General features: G+C 35.0%; 14 protein-coding genes and 1 pseudogene. 4 read left to right on the forward strand and 11 right to left on the reverse strand.

Annotation, left to right across the window (positions count from 1 at the left end; translation table 11 throughout):
- Nucleotides 1-80: 80 nt before the first annotated feature.
- The 4 genes from ACFQ0I_RS03425 to ACFQ0I_RS03440 are packed head-to-tail and all read left to right on the forward strand — an operon-like array spanning nucleotide 81 to nucleotide 2,633.
- Nucleotides 81-947 carry a toprim domain-containing protein gene (locus tag ACFQ0I_RS03425; protein ID WP_379939349.1) on the forward strand — a complete coding sequence of 289 codons (867 nt, stop codon included), beginning with the start codon at nucleotides 81-83 and terminating at the stop codon, nucleotides 945-947.
- A complete protein-coding gene (gene mbpA, locus ACFQ0I_RS03430) occupies nucleotides 919-1,443 on the forward strand; it encodes a mobilization protein MbpA (RefSeq protein WP_379939351.1) in 525 nt (174 codons plus the stop codon). The genes ACFQ0I_RS03425 and mbpA overlap by 29 nt, the downstream gene beginning before the upstream one ends.
- Complete coding sequence (locus ACFQ0I_RS03435; protein WP_379939353.1) at nucleotides 1,440-2,303, forward strand: relaxase/mobilization nuclease domain-containing protein; 864 nt, start codon at nucleotides 1,440-1,442, stop codon at nucleotides 2,301-2,303. The genes mbpA and ACFQ0I_RS03435 overlap by 4 nt, the downstream gene beginning before the upstream one ends.
- A gap of 15 nt (nucleotides 2,304-2,318) precedes the next feature.
- On the forward strand, nucleotides 2,319-2,633 hold the full coding sequence (locus ACFQ0I_RS03440) for a DUF6730 family protein (protein WP_379939355.1): 315 nt from the start codon (nucleotides 2,319-2,321) through the stop codon (nucleotides 2,631-2,633).
- Nucleotides 2,634-2,713: 80 nt separating this feature from the next.
- Here ACFQ0I_RS03440 and ACFQ0I_RS03445 read toward each other — a convergent pair.
- From ACFQ0I_RS03445 to merTP, 11 genes and pseudogenes are all read right to left on the reverse strand, one after another.
- Nucleotides 2,714-3,270, reverse strand: a pseudogene (locus ACFQ0I_RS03445) (heavy metal translocating P-type ATPase); the annotation flags it as partial.
- Nucleotides 3,271-3,362: 92 nt separating this feature from the next.
- Entirely contained in the window at nucleotides 3,363-5,861 is a 2,499-nt protein-coding gene (locus tag ACFQ0I_RS03450) for a heavy metal translocating P-type ATPase (RefSeq protein ID WP_379939357.1), read from the reverse strand.
- Nucleotides 5,862-5,924: 63 nt separating this feature from the next.
- On the reverse strand, nucleotides 5,925-6,485 hold the full coding sequence (locus tag ACFQ0I_RS03455) for a helix-turn-helix domain-containing protein (RefSeq protein WP_379939359.1): 561 nt from the start codon (nucleotides 6,483-6,485) through the stop codon (nucleotides 5,925-5,927).
- Nucleotides 6,486-6,505: 20 nt separating this feature from the next.
- Nucleotides 6,506-6,916 (reverse strand): heavy-metal-associated domain-containing protein, encoded by a 411-nt coding sequence (locus ACFQ0I_RS03460; RefSeq protein ID WP_379939360.1) that lies wholly within the window; start codon nucleotides 6,914-6,916, stop codon nucleotides 6,506-6,508.
- Between the two features lie 34 nt (nucleotides 6,917-6,950).
- On the reverse strand, nucleotides 6,951-8,738 hold the full coding sequence (locus ACFQ0I_RS03465; RefSeq protein WP_379939362.1) for an efflux RND transporter periplasmic adaptor subunit: 1,788 nt from the start codon (nucleotides 8,736-8,738) through the stop codon (nucleotides 6,951-6,953).
- Nucleotides 8,739-8,740: 2 nt separating this feature from the next.
- Nucleotides 8,741-9,997, reverse strand: a complete 1,257-nt coding sequence (locus tag ACFQ0I_RS03470) for a TolC family protein (RefSeq protein WP_379939364.1) — start codon at nucleotides 9,995-9,997, stop codon at nucleotides 8,741-8,743.
- Nucleotides 9,997-13,809 (reverse strand): efflux RND transporter permease subunit, encoded by a 3,813-nt coding sequence (locus ACFQ0I_RS03475; protein ID WP_379939366.1) that lies wholly within the window; start codon nucleotides 13,807-13,809, stop codon nucleotides 9,997-9,999. Before ACFQ0I_RS03475 ends, ACFQ0I_RS03470 begins: the two co-directional genes overlap by 1 nt.
- A gap of 109 nt (nucleotides 13,810-13,918) precedes the next feature.
- Entirely contained in the window at nucleotides 13,919-14,332 is a 414-nt protein-coding gene (locus tag ACFQ0I_RS03480; RefSeq protein WP_379939368.1) for an HYC_CC_PP family protein, read from the reverse strand.
- A gap of 58 nt (nucleotides 14,333-14,390) precedes the next feature.
- Entirely contained in the window at nucleotides 14,391-16,343 is a 1,953-nt protein-coding gene (locus ACFQ0I_RS03485) for a heavy metal translocating P-type ATPase (protein ID WP_379939370.1), read from the reverse strand.
- 7 nt (nucleotides 16,344-16,350) lie between these two features.
- Complete coding sequence (locus ACFQ0I_RS03490) at nucleotides 16,351-16,557, reverse strand: GDCCVxC domain-containing (seleno)protein (RefSeq protein WP_379939371.1); 207 nt, start codon at nucleotides 16,555-16,557, stop codon at nucleotides 16,351-16,353.
- Nucleotides 16,557-17,150, reverse strand: coding sequence for a mercuric transport protein MerTP (merTP, locus tag ACFQ0I_RS03495; protein WP_379939373.1), 594 nt, complete (start codon nucleotides 17,148-17,150; stop codon nucleotides 16,557-16,559). Before merTP ends, ACFQ0I_RS03490 begins: the two co-directional genes overlap by 1 nt.
- Nucleotides 17,151-17,185: the final 35 nt, after the last annotated feature.

Raw genomic sequence — 17,185 nt, forward strand, 5'->3', positions numbered from 1 at the left:
CAAACTGTCATCATTTTGTCATCAAAAAAATAATGATGACAGAGTAAAGTTTTAAAAAATCACCTAAAACACACAGGCTAATGAAAAGAAAAATAAATTGTGAAACAGCCCGAGATTTTTCAGTGATAAAAACACTGGAAAAATTAGGGCACTTTCCCAAAAGGACAACGGAAAAAGAAGCTTGGTTTCTGAGTCCTTTCAGGTCAGAAGCCCAAGCCTCTTTTAAAGTCTCTAAAACCAACAACCGATGGTACGACCATGGCGAAGGAATAGGCGGAAACGTGATAGATTTAGTTTGTAAGATTTTAAAGTGTTCCATAAAGGAAACCTTGGACTATTTAAACAATGACGTAACCAATTTTTCATTTCAGCAGCAAAAGGTTTTTAATGATAATGAAACCCAGATTGATATAACCAAAATTCAAGAGTTAACACATCCTGCCTTAATTCAATATCTAAGTTCCAGGGGAATTTCAATAGCCATTGCCAAGGCCTATTGTAAAGAGGTTTGGTATGGGTATAAAAACGCTCATTTTTTTGCCATCGGATTACAGAATCACAAAAATGGCTGGGAGTTGCGAAACAAGTTCTATAAAAACAGCAGCAGCCCAAAATCTTATACATCTCTCAAAAACAATCATAAGCAATTAATCATTTTGGAAGGTATGTTCGATTTGTTATCATTGGCCATGATAAAAGAAAGTCTGTTAATAGCTTCAGACATCATTGTTTTGAACTCTATTGCTTTTATTAAAGATATGGAAGGGTGCATTCATAGTTATGATAAAATCAACCTCTATTTAGATAATGATGCTTCTGGAATGCATACTACAAAATACCTGTTGGACAAGTATAATAACACTATTGACAAAAGTTCAACCTATAAAAATTTCAAAGATCTAAATGAATTTATTTGTTATGAAAAGCAGAAAATTAGTGGACATTAAAAATCAACAAACGGAAACAGAAAAGGAACGCATATTAATACTTCCGACCGATGCATTTCATAATTCTGATGTTATTGAATTGTGGCTAGAAATAACTAATTCTGAAACGGAAATGGTCTTGGGGAGGAATTCAAGATGTGTGTCTGTGGACACAACCTTGTCTGCTCCCCTTGGTCGCAGTGAAAAAAGAGTGTTTAATGGGAAAGGTGACCTCGTTAAATTTAGATGTTCTATTTACGAAAAGAAGCTTCTGAAAGTTAAAGCAGCAAGATGCGGATTAACCTTAAGTGAATATTTTAGAAGGGTAGCTTTAGAACAAGATATTACAGAACGTTTCACAGATGAGCACATCGAACTTTATAAAATGCTTATCAAATACCACAACAATTTTAAGTCCATTGGCAACATGTTTAAAAAGAGAGATCCCAAACTCATGGAAGCTGTACATGAATTAGCCAACAAAATAAAAGACCATCTTAAAAAATTTCAGGAATGATTGGCAAAGGAAAAAGTATTTCGCATACCAGAGCTTCGATGTCCTACGGATGGAGCCAGGAAAAGGATGCCGAAATTGTATTAAAGGAATTTTTGCATGGCGATTCACCTGCAGAAATCACCAGAGAGTTTAAAATGATCCAGGACCAGAACTATCATTGTACAAAGAACACCTTGTCATTTGTTATTAGTCCAACGATTGAAGATGGCAAACAATTAGAACCAAAGGAGCTAAAGGAAATTACAGAGCGTTTTATACATGAAATGAAACTCGGGGAACGTCAAGCCATTGCTTTTGTGCATCAAGACAAGGAGCATAAGCACATCCATTTATATGTGAATCGGATTGATTTTAGAGGCATTGCTTATAACGATAGTTTTATTGGAAAACGCAGTCAACAAGCAGCAGAAAAAGTGGCGGAACAGATGGGATTGACCACGGTTAAACAAGTGCAATTTGAAAAGGAATTTAATCTAAGAGAAATAAGAACAGAAATTAAAAGAAGACATGACCTGACCATGAAACAATTTCAGCCCAAATCCTTTGATGATTATGTAAAATCCATGCAGGTTAATGGCGTAAAAGTAATACCAACCATAAACAACCAAAACAAATTGCAAGGCTTTCGGTTTGAGTTTGATGGTCAAAACCTAAAAGGCAGTGAAGTCCATCGGAATATGTCTCTAGGTAATATTGGCAAACAGATATCTGGGATTCAAGGTGCACGTATTTTAAAAGAAAACAATGTAAGTATCAAACTCGCTGGTAAAGTAGTTGACTTGACACCAAACTTAGCTTTAAAGATTACCAAGTTCATTATTAAAAGAGCCATCGATAAAGGCATCGACATAGGATATTAATTAAACATAACAATCATGACAAAACTGGAAGAATTATCTGCTTTATTGGTAAATGAACTCCATCAATTCAATAAGAACATCGAAAAACTGGAGTCAATCAGCCAGCAATTAAATGATCTGAAAATCCAAATGGATGTGTCGGAATATAAAACTCTCATTGCTGACCATCAAAAAGAAATGACAAAACTTAAAAACATGATAGAAAGTTTTGAAAGCCGTTTTAATGCCAAAATTGACCAAGCTAAAATTTATCCTACTTGGGCTGTGACCCTCTTTATAATTTGTGTTGTAATTAGTGTAGTATTGGTCTCTTATATGCTTCTAACATAAAATATTTCGAAAGAAATTCATTTATATGAATCATATTCCTACTAATAATATAACTCTGTAATAGTATCTATTTATTTCAAAACTATTATATGATTGAAATTCATTAAGGCTTTATTATCTGCAAAAACTATTTTATCATTAAAGAATATTTTGAGCCTTTACCCGCACTTTCAGACCTTCTTGTGCATTAACTTCTCCATTCTCTTTGTAATCCATAAAGGCTTTTGCTAAGGGATGCGTTGAATGCTCTTCCATAGTCATAAGATATTTATAAACTCTTTTTCATCCCAACCAATAGCTTTGATTACTTTGATTTTGAAAATACCTTTTGCAGCCATTCCTGTTTTGTCCATTACTAAAGTGTTTGTTTTTGGCATGGTATCCAAAAATGAAGCCCTTTAAATAAAATTCCATTTTTTGAAGCTGCTCCCAATCCACAAAATACCCAAAGGAGTAGAAACAACCAAAGCACATGGACCAAAAATTACTAAGAAAATTAAGGCTCTGTACAATCAATCGCTAAAAACTAATCATTTACCAAAAAATATGTTAGTAACGTGATGCCTATTGCAAAAAAGACAAAAATACATTTGTAAATATGTGCAAAAATTCCAATAAAGAAAATATATTTTTCTTTATTATTAATAAAGGTTAACACAAAATGAGGTACGAAAACCATCGGAAACTCCACGGAAATTAGCACGAAAAAAATAAAGATTAGTATTAAATTTATAATCCAATATTAATCTTCCTCAATCGTAGAGCATTTCCAATCACAGAAACCGAACTAAAGCTCATAGCCAGTGCCGCAATCATAGGTGATAACAACAACCCAAACACAGGATATAATACGCCTGCAGCAATGGGTACTCCTAAAACATTGTAAACAAAAGCAAAAAACAGATTTTGCTTAATATTTTTAACAACGCCATGACTTAGTTTCTTTGCTTTAACAATACCTTGCAAATCGCCTTTTACCAGTGTAATCGATGCACTCTCAATAGCCACATCGGTTCCTGTTCCCATGGCTATACCAACATCCGCTTGCGCTAATGCTGGCGCATCATTAATCCCGTCTCCCGCCATAGCAACAACTTTTCCTTCTTCTTGAAGACGTTTAATTTCGTTTAGTTTGTCTTCTGGAAGACATTCCGCTTTATAGTGTTTTAAATTCAACTGCTCTGCTACGGCTTTTGCTGTGTTTGCATTATCGCCCGTTAGCATAATAACATCAATACCTAAATATTGCAATTCTTTAATGGCATTCTTACTGGTTATTTTAATAGCATCAAAAATGGTGACATATCCAACGGCAGCATTATCAACTGCGATATTTGAAACTGTTTTTCCTTGTTGCTGTTCGTTTTCTACTTTTTTGAATAAATCATCAGAAATAGAAATTGATAATTGCTCCAATAACTTTGCATTGCCTAAGGCTATTTTATTACTATCAACGATTCCAACAACCCCTTTTCCAGCAATGGTTTCAAAATCACTCGCTTTAGCAATTGAAATATGCTTCGATTTGCCATAATTTACAACAGCTTCGGCTAAAGGATGTTCGCTATACTGATTTAGCGAAGTAATATATTGAAGCAAAGTCTCTTCATCAAGATTACCTGTAGAAATAACTTTTTCAACCGAAGGTTTACCTTCTGTGATAGTTCCAGTTTTATCAACAATAAGCGTATCTACTTTATTCATTTTTTCAAGAGCCTCTGCATTTTTTATCAATACGCCAGATTGCGCACCACGACCAACGCCTACCATTACAGACATGGGAGTTGCCAATCCTAAGGCACACGGACACGCAATAATTAATACTGCTATAGCATTTACAAACGCAAATACATAGGCTGGCTCTGGACCAAATACTGCCCAAGTAATAAAAGTAATTATAGATACAATTATTACAATTGGTACAAAATATTTTGAAATTCTATCTGCTAATTTTTGAATGGGAGCCTTTGAACGACTAGCCGTATTAACCATATGAATAATTTGTGAAAGCAAGGTTTCTGAACCTACTTTTTCGGCTTTCATAATGAATGATTTTGTGCCATTAATGGTTCCAGAACTCACTTTATCATTAATTTCTTTATCAACAGGAATTGGCTCTCCGGTTATCATCGATTCATCTATATGGCTACGCCCTTCAACAATAATACCATCAACTGGAATTTTTTCGCCTGGTTTTACTCTTAATAAATTACCCTGTTGAATTCTATCAATGGCGATTACTTTGTCTTTTCCATCTTCAACTAATGTTGCGGTTGAAGGCACTAACTTTAATAATTCTTTAATAGCACCACTGGTTTGACTATGTGCTTTTGCTTCTAACAATTGCCCTAACAAAACCAATGTTAAAATTACTGTAGCTGCTTCAAAATAAACGTATACATTGCCGTGCGGTGTTTTAAACGCATCCGGAAACACGCTTGGGAAAAACATAGCAAATACACTAAACACCCAGGCAATTCCAGAACCGATACCAATTAACGTAAACATATTTAGATTCATGGTTTTTAAAGATACCCAGGCACGTTCAAAAAACATCCAGGTTGCATAAAATACAACAGGAATAGATAGTGCAAATTGAACCCAGTTCCAATAGGTTTGTTCTAGAAGTTGATACAGCGGATTATTGCTAATCATTTCTGACATCGCTATCAAAAAAATAGGCAATGTAAACGCCACTGCAATCCAGAACTTTTTTAATAATTTTTTAAAGGTTTTATCTTCTTCTGAAAGACCTGCTTCTAAAGGCACCAAATCCATGCCGCAAATAGGACATGAACCAGGTTCATCTTTTACAACTTCGGGATGCATCGGGCAAGTAAATTGCACACTTGCTGAAGCCATGGTTCGCTCTTCAACCAAATCCATTCCGCATACCGGACAATCTCCAGCCTGATTATATGTTTTTTCACCTTCGCAGTGCATGGGGCAATAAAATACGCCTGTGGCTTTTCCTGCAGGTTTTTCTAACTTTTTTTCTTCATGATGCTGATGTTCTCCGGGATTATGGATGCTATATTTGCCTCCTTCATTTTTTAATGCACCTTGAAATGTTTCAATAGGAATATGAGATGCCATTTCCAGAATAGCTTCGGCTTTTTCTAAATTAACAGATGCTTTTGTAACACCCTTCACTTTTGAAAGCGTTTCTTCAATATGACTCCTGCAACCGTTACATGTCATTCCGTGTATGTGATACGTGTGTTTCATGATTTTAAGTTTTTATTAAGTAAAGGTCATAGTAATCTCAAATATTTTTGTGTACAATTTTGGTTAAATTGTATCCAATTTTTTTCTGGTTCGTATGTTTTTGAATTCAGAAGGCGTTAAACCGGTAATTTGCTTAAACTGCCGCGATAAATGCTGAGGGCTACTGTAATTTAACTCATATGAAATTTGACTTAAATTTAATTCGTTATAAACAATTAATTCCTTTGCACGCTCTATTCGTTGTTCAATGATATAATGCTCTATGGTATTTCCTTTTATTTCTGAAAAGAGTTTACTTAATTGAGAATAATCCATATTAATTTCTGAAGAAATAAACTCGGAAAAATTTTGAAAGCTGGGTTTCTCTTTACCATGATGAATTATTTGAACTATTATAGATTTTATGTTTTCCACTATAATAGCTTCTTTGTCTTCAACCAACTCAAAACCTTCTTTTTCAAGTATGGTTTTTAACTTTTCTTTTTCCTCTTCTAAAATATCCTCCTTAAAATAGATGGTTCCTAAATCAACATGACTGAAATTTATGTTGTTTTTAATCAATTCCTCTTTAACCACTTTTATACAGCGGTTACAAACCATATTTTTAATAGCTAAATGTGCCATGTTGATTTAAAAATTTAAAATTATTTCATTTGATTCATTTCCATTTCATGATCGTATTGGCAACAACCTGGTAACCCATTATAAGCTTCTGTATTTCCAGATACTTTTTCAGTATCATAACCAGACATGGCAACAGCATTGTGAATGGCCATTTCATTGGTTTTTGTGTTGTTATAAATAACATCGATTTTCTTTTTTTCAACATCCCACACCGCGTTTGTGACTCCATCAACAGCATTTGCAGCTTTTTCAATGGTTTTTTTGCACATACCACAATTACCTCTTACGCCAAAACTAATTGTAGTTAAACTTTGGGCTACTTCGGCAGTCATGGTGTCATTTTCTTTTTTGGTCTCACTTTTGCACGATATAGCCGATAAAGCTAAAAATGCTACTAATATAATTCCTGTTGTTACTTTTAAATTTTTCATTTTAATTGTTTTTAATTGTTGTTTTATTTTCTGTTTACTTTAATTCTTTTGAAACCTCTCCGCAAGTCAGCATCGATTTTCCGTAATACGGATTTCTCACTTCTTTTGATGCGCTTATCCAATCTGCTCCCTTATTATTATTTGCCATGGGACAATGCAATACATATAATGGTTTATCATTCGGATTGAAGGTCGTCTCTAAATTGATTATGGATTTAGATACTTGAAGAAAGGCTTTCCGAAGTTCTTCTAAAGTTTTAAAGTGCCCTAAATGTTCAAGAGACGTTTTTAATTCGGTACTCAAACTCATCCAAATATTATGCGATTCGCCTGTAAATAATGCCATATTTACATTTTCAACCGATTTAAGTAAATTATTGCCAGATTTTTTGGCAGCCTCTAAATTATCGTTTGTAAGCGCATCTTTCATTTCCAAATAGTTTTCAAAAATAGGTTTTAGATTATCCTTTGCTTTTTGACTTATCGATACACTTTTAGGGTTCTTATCTTTTGTTTCTGAAACGTTAGATGCTGGTGCGGTTTCGCTGCCATGATTATGCCCTGTTATTGCTTTTCCTCCGTCTGGACTCATCATGCTTGGTTTTCCTGCCAATTGAGATGCCGCATCTACAGCAAACGTACCATTTATAACGATTTCCTCTCCTTCAGAAAGTCCATCTTTAATAATATAAGCATCTCCAAGTGAAGCTCCTAAAGTGACATTTCTTAATTTGAAACTTACTTTATTGGAAACAATACTTTTAATATAAACTACCGAACGTTCACCCGTCCACATAACCGCAGATTTTGGAATCACCATATCTTTTAAGCTTGTAGTCGCTAAACTATTGTTCACGATACCAGAGGCAAACATTTCAGGTTTTAATTTATTTTCAGAATTTTTCACTTCCACACGTGCCGATGCTACTCGTGTTTGTGGATTGATTAAAGGATCTATAAATGTAACTACACCTTCAAAAGTTTCACCGGGTAAAGATTGAATGGTATAACTAATCTTGTTACCTACTTTTACCCATGGCATATCGCTTTCGTAAACATCAAAAAGCACCCAAAGTGACGATAAATCGGCTATTTCATATATGGGCATCCCCTGACCAACATAATCGCCTAGGTCCACTTTTTTAGCCGTAATAATTCCAGAAACATCTGCCGTAATAGGAAACTGTTGAATGGGTTTATTTGAACTTAATATTTTGTTTATTGTAGCAGATCCTATTTTCCAATTACCCAATTTTTGTTTTGCTGCCTCAAACAATTCTGGTTGCGCCTCTTTAATACGATTCGCTTGTAATAATTCTTCCTGAGCTGTAACCAATTCTGGTGAATACACCATTGCCAAGGTTTGGCCTCGACTCACTTTTTCGCCTGTAAAATTGATATGCAAACGCTCAATCCTACCAGGAATATGTGTAGATTGGGTATATAATTTACGCTCGTCAATTTGCACTTTACCATTAAGTGCCAATTTTTTATTCGCGCCGTTACCACCACCTACTGTCATGGTTTGAATATTAGCCAATTTCATGGCATCTTCGGTCATTTGAATCGCATTTGGATCCATGGCCGATTCATTCGACTCCAAAGGAATTAAATCCATGCCGCATAACGGGCATTGACCAGGTTCTTTCATTTGAATTTGTGGATGCATGGAACAGGTCCATATGGTTTCTGTGCCTTCTTTCGCATTGTGGTCATGCTCAAATTTTGAAGCATCATTGCCTCCAAAAATCATCCATCCTAGCAGAAGTCCTACAAATAGAACACCTACCATTTTTATTATATTTTTATTTTTTGTATTCATCTTTATTTCTCTTTAGAAATTAAATAATCTATGGTTGATTGTGCTATAAATTGATTTTTATTAGCCGAAACTGTTGCCGTTTGAAGCATTAATAAATCCTGATTCATTCGTAAAATTTCTTCAAAGTCGGTTCCGGAATTGCTATAAGCCGCTATTAATAAAGAAATGGCTTGCTTCGTGCTTTCGGTTTGCTTTTTGTATAACTCTTTTAATGATTTTGCTTTTGAAACATTATAATTAGACAAACTGTATTTAGACTGCAAATTGTTTTTTACGGCCTGTTTATCAAATTTTGTAGCCTCAAGCATGAAATCTACTTCCTTTTGCATGGCATGGTATTTCTTTCTGAAAATGGGTAAAGTAACTGTTAGCATTGGCATAATAGCATCTTGCCCATTCATTTCCAAATTAGGCACATCGCGTTTTGAAATAATCGAATAATCTATGCCCAATCCAATCATTGGATAACCATCTTTCTTAGCTACCTTTTTTTGTTCTTCAAAGGATGCCATTTTTTTATCTAATGCCAATAATTTTGGGTTGGAATTAAATAAACTGTCTTTTTCAATAGGCATTGTATTTTCAACCAGTGGTAATGCATCCGGTATATTAATAAGTGTATTCAAATCTCTATTCAGCAAACTATTAAATTCTACTTGAAGTGGATGGATTTGATCTTTTAATAATTGAATATTAGTTTCGCTTTCGCTTCTTTTAATATCAATCCTCACCACATCTACCATAGCGCCTTTTCCATTTTTAAATTTGCTCAAGGCTAGCTCTCGATAATCATTTAGAATTTGAAGATTATCTGTTTCAAGCTGAATCATTTTATTGATTTCATAAAGTTCTGAATAGGCCTTCTTAATTTCCAAAAACACTTCATTTCGAGCATCTATAAATCGCTGAAACGATGCTTCTGCCATTAAATTAGCAGCATTCTTTTTAGCTTCCAAAGTACCAAACCATGGAAACATTTGCATTAAGCTAAAACGCGCTTCTTGAGCACCCACTCTGGTTTCTATCATACGTCCAAAGGCACTTACGGTTAAGCTGGGATCTGGCAACGAACTAACTTGAGGAGCCTTTTGTAACGCCGCTTCAAACTCTTTGTATACCGATTGTATCTCAGGGTTATTTTGAGATGCTATACCTAAATAATCCTGCAATGTTTGGCTATTCACATTTGTAGCGTATAACACCAAAACAAGAATTAAATACCTTATATTCAATATCTTATATTTATTTTTTGTTTTCATTATTGATTTCTTTTAATTACGGTCTCTCTCCAAAAAGCTTGTAGCACGGGCACCACGAACATGGTCATAAGCTGAATAATCATCCCTCCAAAAACTGGAATTGCCATAGGAATCATAATATCGGCTCCTTTACCTGTGGATGTTAAAACAGGCAGTAAGGCAATAATGGCAACTGCTGCCGTCATCATTGCGGGTCGTACTCGTTTTTTACCTGCAACCAAAACGGCCTCTCGAACACCCTTAATTGTATCAGGTTGTCGTTCTTCAAATACTTGGTGAATGTAGGTTCCCATAATAACCCCATCATCCGTAGCAATACCAAATAAGGCGATAAACCCAACCCAAACGGCAACACTTAAATTGATTGGATGTATTTGAAACAAATGCCTCATGTTAACACCAGAAACTGAAAAATTCAAAAACCAATCTTGTCCATATAACCACAACATGATAAAACCGCCTGCAAAAGCTACAAACACACCCGAAAAATGGATGGATGAAGCAATGATGGTTTTAAATTGAAAGTACAATAACAAGAATATTACAATCAAGCTTATTGGAATCACAATGGACAATTTTTTAATGGCTCGAATTTGATTTTCATAACTACCAGAAAATTTATAACTCACACCTTTAGGAACTATTAATTCACCTGTATTAATCTTTTCTTTTATTAAATCTTGGGCATTGTTTACAACATCAACCTCGGCGAAATTTTCTTTTTTATCAAATAATACATAGCCAACTAAAAAAGTCTCTTCACTTTTTATCATTTGTGGCCCTCGAACAAATTCCAAACTAACCAATTCACCTAAAGGTACCTGTACCCCTGTTGGTGTAGGTACTAATATTTTTTTAATTTTCTCTGGGTCGTCTCGTAATTCCCTTGGGTATCGAACTCTTACAGGATAGCGTTCCCTACCTTCAACAGTAGTTGAAATATTCATACCGCCAACGGCAGTTTCAATAACTTGCTGAACTTTTTCAACACTTAATCCGTATCGAGCAATGGCGGAACGATTGATATTGATTTGCAAATATGGTTTCCCTACAATTCTATCGGCAAAAACCGCTTCGGCTTTTACGGAAGGTTCTTGCTTTAAAATTCCTTCTAATGCTATACCAAAGTCTTGAATGGTTTTTAAATCGGGGCCATAAACTTTTATTCCCATAGGAGCCCGCATACCTGTTTGTAACATGACTAAACGGGTTTCAATAGGTTGCAATTTAGGTGCAGAAGTAACTCCAGGAAGATTTGAAACTTTAACGATTTCTTTCCAAATATCATCGGAGCTTTTTATGTGGGAGCGCCAATTTCTGAAAAACTCACCATTATCATCTGGCGTTAAATCGGACTCTTTTACATTTTGATTTAAAGCTTCTTCGTTAGATAAAGATGTGCCGTTTTTAAGAACAAACTTTTCGTTTTTATCAACTTTAAAACGCTTTGGTTTCCCATCATAAGTCACTATAAACTCGGGTTTATAATTGATAATATTTTCAAACATAGAAATAGGTGCTGGGTCGATAGCACTTTCAACCCTTCCTAGTTTTCCAACAGCCACATCAACCTCAGGTATATTGGCTAATAACATATCCAGATTTTGAACGATGCTTTTAGTTTCTTCCAAACCTGCATGTGGCATCGCCGTAGGCATCAATAAAAAACTTCCTTCATTTAAGGTTGGCATAAACTCCGAGCCAATACCCGGAAATGTTTTCGATATGGAAGTCCAAACTTTAGTTTCTTTAATCTTCCATCCCATTTTATCGAATCCCTTGGAAACAAACCCAAAAGTGCTATCAAAACCAACCCAAATGAAAACGCCAAACAACAATGTGAACAACGGGATTAACATAAACTTTCCTTTATTGTTCAAACACCACTTAAGCACGGGTTCATAAAAATGTACGATGGTTAGCAATGTTCCTAAAATAGAACCGATTAAAACTAACACAAACAAATAATTTACTATGAGATAGTTTTGAGGTCCTAATGGCATCCATTCTTCTGCTAAGAAAAAAGTGGCAATAAATAAGGTTAATCCAATATTAATATAGTTGGAGTACTTGTTAAATTGAAGTGGTAATTTATGTTCAAAAAAAGAATTTAAACCTAAAACACATAAAACAAGAGGCAGCCAAATATGCATATAAATTGCAAACAACAACCCGCCAACAATTAATATAATTCCCCAGGTTCTTTTAACTTTCTTCTTATCATAATTAATACCGAACACAAAATGCGCCAAGGCAGGCAATACGATAATACCCAATAAAAAGGCTCCTAACAGGGCGAAGGTTTTAGTAAATGCGAGGGGTCTAAACAACTTACCTTCTGCGCCAACCATGGCGAAAACAGGCACAAAACTAACCACGGTTGTTGCTAACGCGGTTGTGATGGCCGATGCCACTTCTTTGGTGGCAACGTAAATAACGTTCATTAATTCTTTGCCTTTTACCCCATGGTTTTCGGGCATTTCTAAGTGCCTAATAATGTTTTCAACGAACACAATGCCTATATCGACCATAACGCCAATGGCAATTGCGATACCAGACAAGGCCACCACATTCGCATCTACCCCTGCATAGCGCATAATAATAAAGGTCATGAGCACGCCTACGGGTAATAAACTGGAAATGATAAAAGAAGCCCTTAAATTCATCATAAGAACAAGAACTACTATTATGCTAATAAGAACCTCATGAGAAAGTGCGGTTTCTAAAGTGCTAATAGTTTCTTCAATAAGATGGGTGCGATCATAAAACGGAACGATGGTGAGCTGACTTACCGTGCCATCTGCTAATGTTTTTTTAGGTAAACCTGAAGAAAAATCTTTTATTTTATCTTTTACATTATTGATAACTTCTAAAGGATTAGAACCATACCGCGCTACAACCACACCTCCCACAACTTCGGCACCACCTTTATCTAAAACACCTCTACGGGTTTCGGGTCCTAAACTTACGTGAGCAACATCTTTAATAAGTATTGGTTTGTTATTATTGACACTTACCACGGTATTTTCAATATCTTGAATGTTTTTAATGTATCCGAGTCCGCGAATAAAATACTCAGCTTTATTGATTTCAATGGTTTTAGCACCAATATCACGATTGGAATTTTTAACTGCCATCATAACCATATCGATGCCAATATTAAAGGCTTTTAAAGCATCCGGATTTACATCAATTTGATATTCTTTTACATAGCCGCCAACCGATGCGACTTCAGAAACACCAGAAACACCATTTAAGGCATACTTAACATAGTAGTCTTGTACCGAGCGCAATTCGTCTAAATCCCATCCACCTGTCACATTTCCTTCTGGGTCGCGACCTTCAATGGTGTACCAATAAACCTGCCCTAAAGCGGTTGCATCGGGCCCTAATGCGGGTTTTGCATCTATAGGCAACAAGTTGTCTGGTAGCGAGTTTAATTTTTCTAAAACCCTAGAGCGCGACCAATAAAAATCTACCTTTTCTTCAAAAATGATGTAGATGCTTGAAAAACCAAACATGGACGTACTTCTTATTGATTTTACGTTTGGGATTCCTAAAAGCGAGGTAGTAAGTGGGTAGGTTATTTGATCTTCAATATCTTGTGGTGAGCGCCCGCTCCACTCGGTAAACACTATTTGTTGATTTTCACCTAAATCGGGTATCGCATCAACAGGCACGGGATCTTTGGGTATAAAACCCGTATTCCAATTGAATGGAGATGTTGATACACCCCAAACAATGAACGTAATTAGAATGAGCACAGTAATTAACTTGTTCTCAAGAAAATATTTTATAATTTTATTTAACATGTAATTTGATTATTAAACAGTTAGACAAAGGAGTATTGCAAAACACCGAATACAACAAATTACCCTCATAACATAACGTTATTGGATAATTGAGTCTAAAGTTTAAAAATCAAATTAAATAGGTCTCGTCGAGCTTGTAGATACGCTTTATGACGAGTGGTGGTTTATATTCTTCATAGGAAGAAACATTACTTTCAAAACCTTCAAAAAGATTTATATAAGAATAAACAAACGAAGCAACAAAAATTTGTTTCTCAAATGAAATTTTGTCTACTTGTAGTTGTAGTTCGTCTTGACCTTGAATTGCTAACTGTTCATCATCGCAACAATTTTTCTTGGCTATTGAACAATCATCGACAGAAGGCTTTTCCATTTCCATACCACAACCTTTAGCTTTATGGAAAACAGCAGTTTCTACTAAGGTATCCCCACAATAATGCATATCAATAGTAAATGACATTGTAGAAAATAAGACTACAAAGGCCATTAAAATAGACGTTATTTTGTGGACGACATTTTTCATTATAGACAAATTTACAAATTTTTCATGCAACATTTTAAATTTAACAGAAGTTTAATGCTTAACTCCAAGTCATTCTTTGTAATCTAACAGCATTCAATATTGCTAACAATGCAACACCAACGTCTGCAAATACTGCTTCCCACATGGTCGCTAAACCACCTGCTCCTAAAATCAGTACAATTACTTTGACACCAAATGCTAAAATGATGTTTTGCCACACAATTTTGCGAGTGGAACGACTTATTTTGATGGCTTTTACCACTTTTGAAGGTTGGTCTGTTTGAATGATAACATCAGCTGTTTCAATAGCCACATCGCTTCCTAAACCACCCATAGCAATGCCTACATCACTTACTGCTAATACCGGTGCATCATTAATGCCATCACCTATAAATGCTACTTTATTCACAGGGTTTTTCATTAAAGTTTCAACTTCATTTAATTTATCCTCAGGTAATAGACCACCTTTAGCCTTTTCAATATTTAATTCTTTTGCGACTTGTTGGGTAATGGAATCTTTATCGCCTGAAAGCATCATTATATTTTTGATACCTACTTTATGTAAGGCTGTAATGGTTTCTTTAGCATCGTCTTTTAATTCATCTGCAATTATTACATAACCTGCGAACTTATTATTGATTGCGACCAATACAATCGATTCTACAATGGTTTCTGTTTCCTGTAAAACATTAATATTATTGGCTGTCATTAAGGCTTTATTACCAACTAAAACAGACTTGCCATTCACGATACCTTTTAAACCTTTTCCTGCTATTTCAAATACTTCGGAAGCCTCATAATCTTTACCTTCAGCTTTATATTCCAAAATGGCTTTGGCGATGGGATGTGTGGATTGCTCTTCCATAGCCATGAGATACTTCATAAATTCGGATTCTTCCCAATCTATAGCTTTAATTTCTTTGATTTTGAAAACCCCTTTGGTAACTGTTCCTGTTTTGTCCATTACCAACGTGTTTATTTTGGTCATGGCATCTAAAAATGAAGCGCCTTTAAATAAAATTCCGTTTTTTGAAGCTGCACCTAATCCTCCGAAATAACCCAAAGGAATAGAAATAACCAAGGCACAAGGACAAGAAATCACCAGAAAAATTAAGGCTCTATATAACCAATCTCTAAAGACATAATCGTCTACAAAAAAGTAAGGTAGCAACGTGACGCCTATGGCTAAAAAAACAACTATTGGCGTATAAATACGTGCAAATTTTCTAATGAATAATTCTGTTTTAGATTTTCGTGCTGTGGCGTTCTGTACCATATCCAAAATTCTGGCAAGGGAACTATCTTTAAATTCTTTGGTGGTTTCTATTTCAATGACACCGTCCAAATTTATGCTCCCAGCAAATACTTTTTCACCTTTTGCTATGGTATTGGGTTTACTTTCTCCAGTTAATGCTGCGGTATTGAACGATCCTTTTTCAGAAAGTAAAATACCGTCTAAAGGCACTTTTTCCCCAACTCTAACCTGAACTTTTTCGCCAATTTCAACCGATTCAGGGTTTACGGATTCATAATCATTGTTGCGATACACCAAAGCTTCCTTTGGCCTGACATCTAGCAAAGCTTTTATGTTTCCTTTGGCTCTGTTTACTGCTGCGTTTTGAAATAATTCGCCAACTGCATAAAATAACATGACTGCAACACCTTCTGGATATTCGCCTATAATAAAGGCTCCAATAGTAGCAATGGACATTAAAAAAAACTCTGTAAACACATCGCCTTTTTTGATGCTCTCCCAACCTTCTTTTACTACAGGAAAACCTACTGGTAAATAAGCAATAGCATACCAAATAATACGAACCCCATTTTTGAAAAAAGTAATATCAAAATAATCTAATACTATCCCAATAAAAAGCATTGAAAAACTTATAATTGCTGGAATATAGGCTTTGAAATTATTGGGTTGACCACTATGGTTGTGACCATCATCATGATTATGTTCCGCTTCTGAATTTGGTTTTAAATCTCTTAAATTGATTTTCTTTTTTTTCATACTTGTTTTAGCAACAACTTTTGTTTTCTTGAATTGGTGGACAAGCAACTGTTCCATATGAACAATAAACACAACAATCGCCCTCTTTTGGTTTTAAAACCGTTTTGCAATTATCACATTCGTAGAAAAATTGACAAGCGTTTGTTGGCATATCTTCTACTTTTTTATGTCCACATTTTGGACATGTAATTTCTGATTTTAATTGGACCTCCATTAGTTTTCTTTTTTGTCGGTTACTTTATAACCTGTCGCATTAATTACTTTCTCGATTTCTGTTTCGTTTGTTTTGGTTTTGTCAAATTCAACGATTACGTTTTCATTTTCATAGGACGCTTTTAAGTTCACAATTCCATTGAGTTTGTTTACTTCGTGATTTACGTGTTCTTCGCAACTCGCACAAGTCATCCCGCTAATTTTAAATTCAGTTGTTTTAACATTCGATTTATCAACCACAATTATTTGCTTTTCTGTGTTTGGATAAAAAATTTCTGAATAGAATGGAAAAGCCAACATCACCATTGCAAAAAAAGTGACTATTGCTAAGAAGGTTTTTGACTGTATAAATTTTGATTTTTCTTCCGTATCACATGCGCAGTCAATTTCCTTTTGAGGTTTTAGCTTATAATACCAAGCAAAACCAAGAACTAAAATTGTTAACCCAATTAGATAAGGTCTAAAAGGTTCTATCCAAGAAAATGTTGAAGCAATTCCACTTGTTCCAGCTATTAGCGCCAAAACGGGTGTAATACAACATAAAGACGCAGTAAATGCCGTTAGCAAACCTACACCTACAAACTTATTTTTCATCATTTATCCGTTTTATACAAAAATGCAATAAAACA

The sequence above is a fragment of the Mariniflexile aquimaris genome (genome assembly GCF_042676825.1).
In the GTDB taxonomy this organism is placed as follows: domain Bacteria; phylum Bacteroidota; class Bacteroidia; order Flavobacteriales; family Flavobacteriaceae; genus Mariniflexile; species Mariniflexile aquimaris.

Bases quoted from the DNA above. Each gene is read 5' to 3' on its own strand.
- ACFQ0I_RS03470 (WP_379939364.1), bottom strand. From the start codon at position 9,997: ATGAAAACAAAAAATAAATATAAGATATTGAATATAAGGTATTTAATT.
- ACFQ0I_RS03440 (WP_379939355.1), top strand. From the start codon at position 2,319: ATGACAAAACTGGAAGAATTATCTGCTTTATTGGTAAATGAACTCCAT.
- ACFQ0I_RS03465 (WP_379939362.1), bottom strand. From the start codon at position 8,738: ATGAATACAAAAAATAAAAATATAATAAAAATGGTAGGTGTTCTATTT.
- ACFQ0I_RS03460 (WP_379939360.1), bottom strand. From the start codon at position 6,916: ATGAAAAATTTAAAAGTAACAACAGGAATTATATTAGTAGCATTTTTA.
- ACFQ0I_RS03490 (WP_379939371.1), bottom strand. From the start codon at position 16,557: ATGGAGGTCCAATTAAAATCAGAAATTACATGTCCAAAATGTGGACAT.
- ACFQ0I_RS03425 (WP_379939349.1), top strand. From the start codon at position 81: ATGAAAAGAAAAATAAATTGTGAAACAGCCCGAGATTTTTCAGTGATA.
- mbpA (WP_379939351.1), top strand. From the start codon at position 919: ATGAAAAGCAGAAAATTAGTGGACATTAAAAATCAACAAACGGAAACA.
- ACFQ0I_RS03435 (WP_379939353.1), top strand. From the start codon at position 1,440: ATGATTGGCAAAGGAAAAAGTATTTCGCATACCAGAGCTTCGATGTCC.
- ACFQ0I_RS03475 (WP_379939366.1), bottom strand. From the start codon at position 13,809: ATGTTAAATAAAATTATAAAATATTTTCTTGAGAACAAGTTAATTACT.
- ACFQ0I_RS03455 (WP_379939359.1), bottom strand. From the start codon at position 6,485: ATGGCACATTTAGCTATTAAAAATATGGTTTGTAACCGCTGTATAAAA.
- ACFQ0I_RS03480 (WP_379939368.1), bottom strand. From the start codon at position 14,332: ATGAAAAATGTCGTCCACAAAATAACGTCTATTTTAATGGCCTTTGTA.
- merTP (WP_379939373.1), bottom strand. From the start codon at position 17,150: ATGAAAAATAAGTTTGTAGGTGTAGGTTTGCTAACGGCATTTACTGCG.
- ACFQ0I_RS03485 (WP_379939370.1), bottom strand. From the start codon at position 16,343: ATGAAAAAAAAGAAAATCAATTTAAGAGATTTAAAACCAAATTCAGAA.
- ACFQ0I_RS03450 (WP_379939357.1), bottom strand. From the start codon at position 5,861: ATGAAACACACGTATCACATACACGGAATGACATGTAACGGTTGCAGG.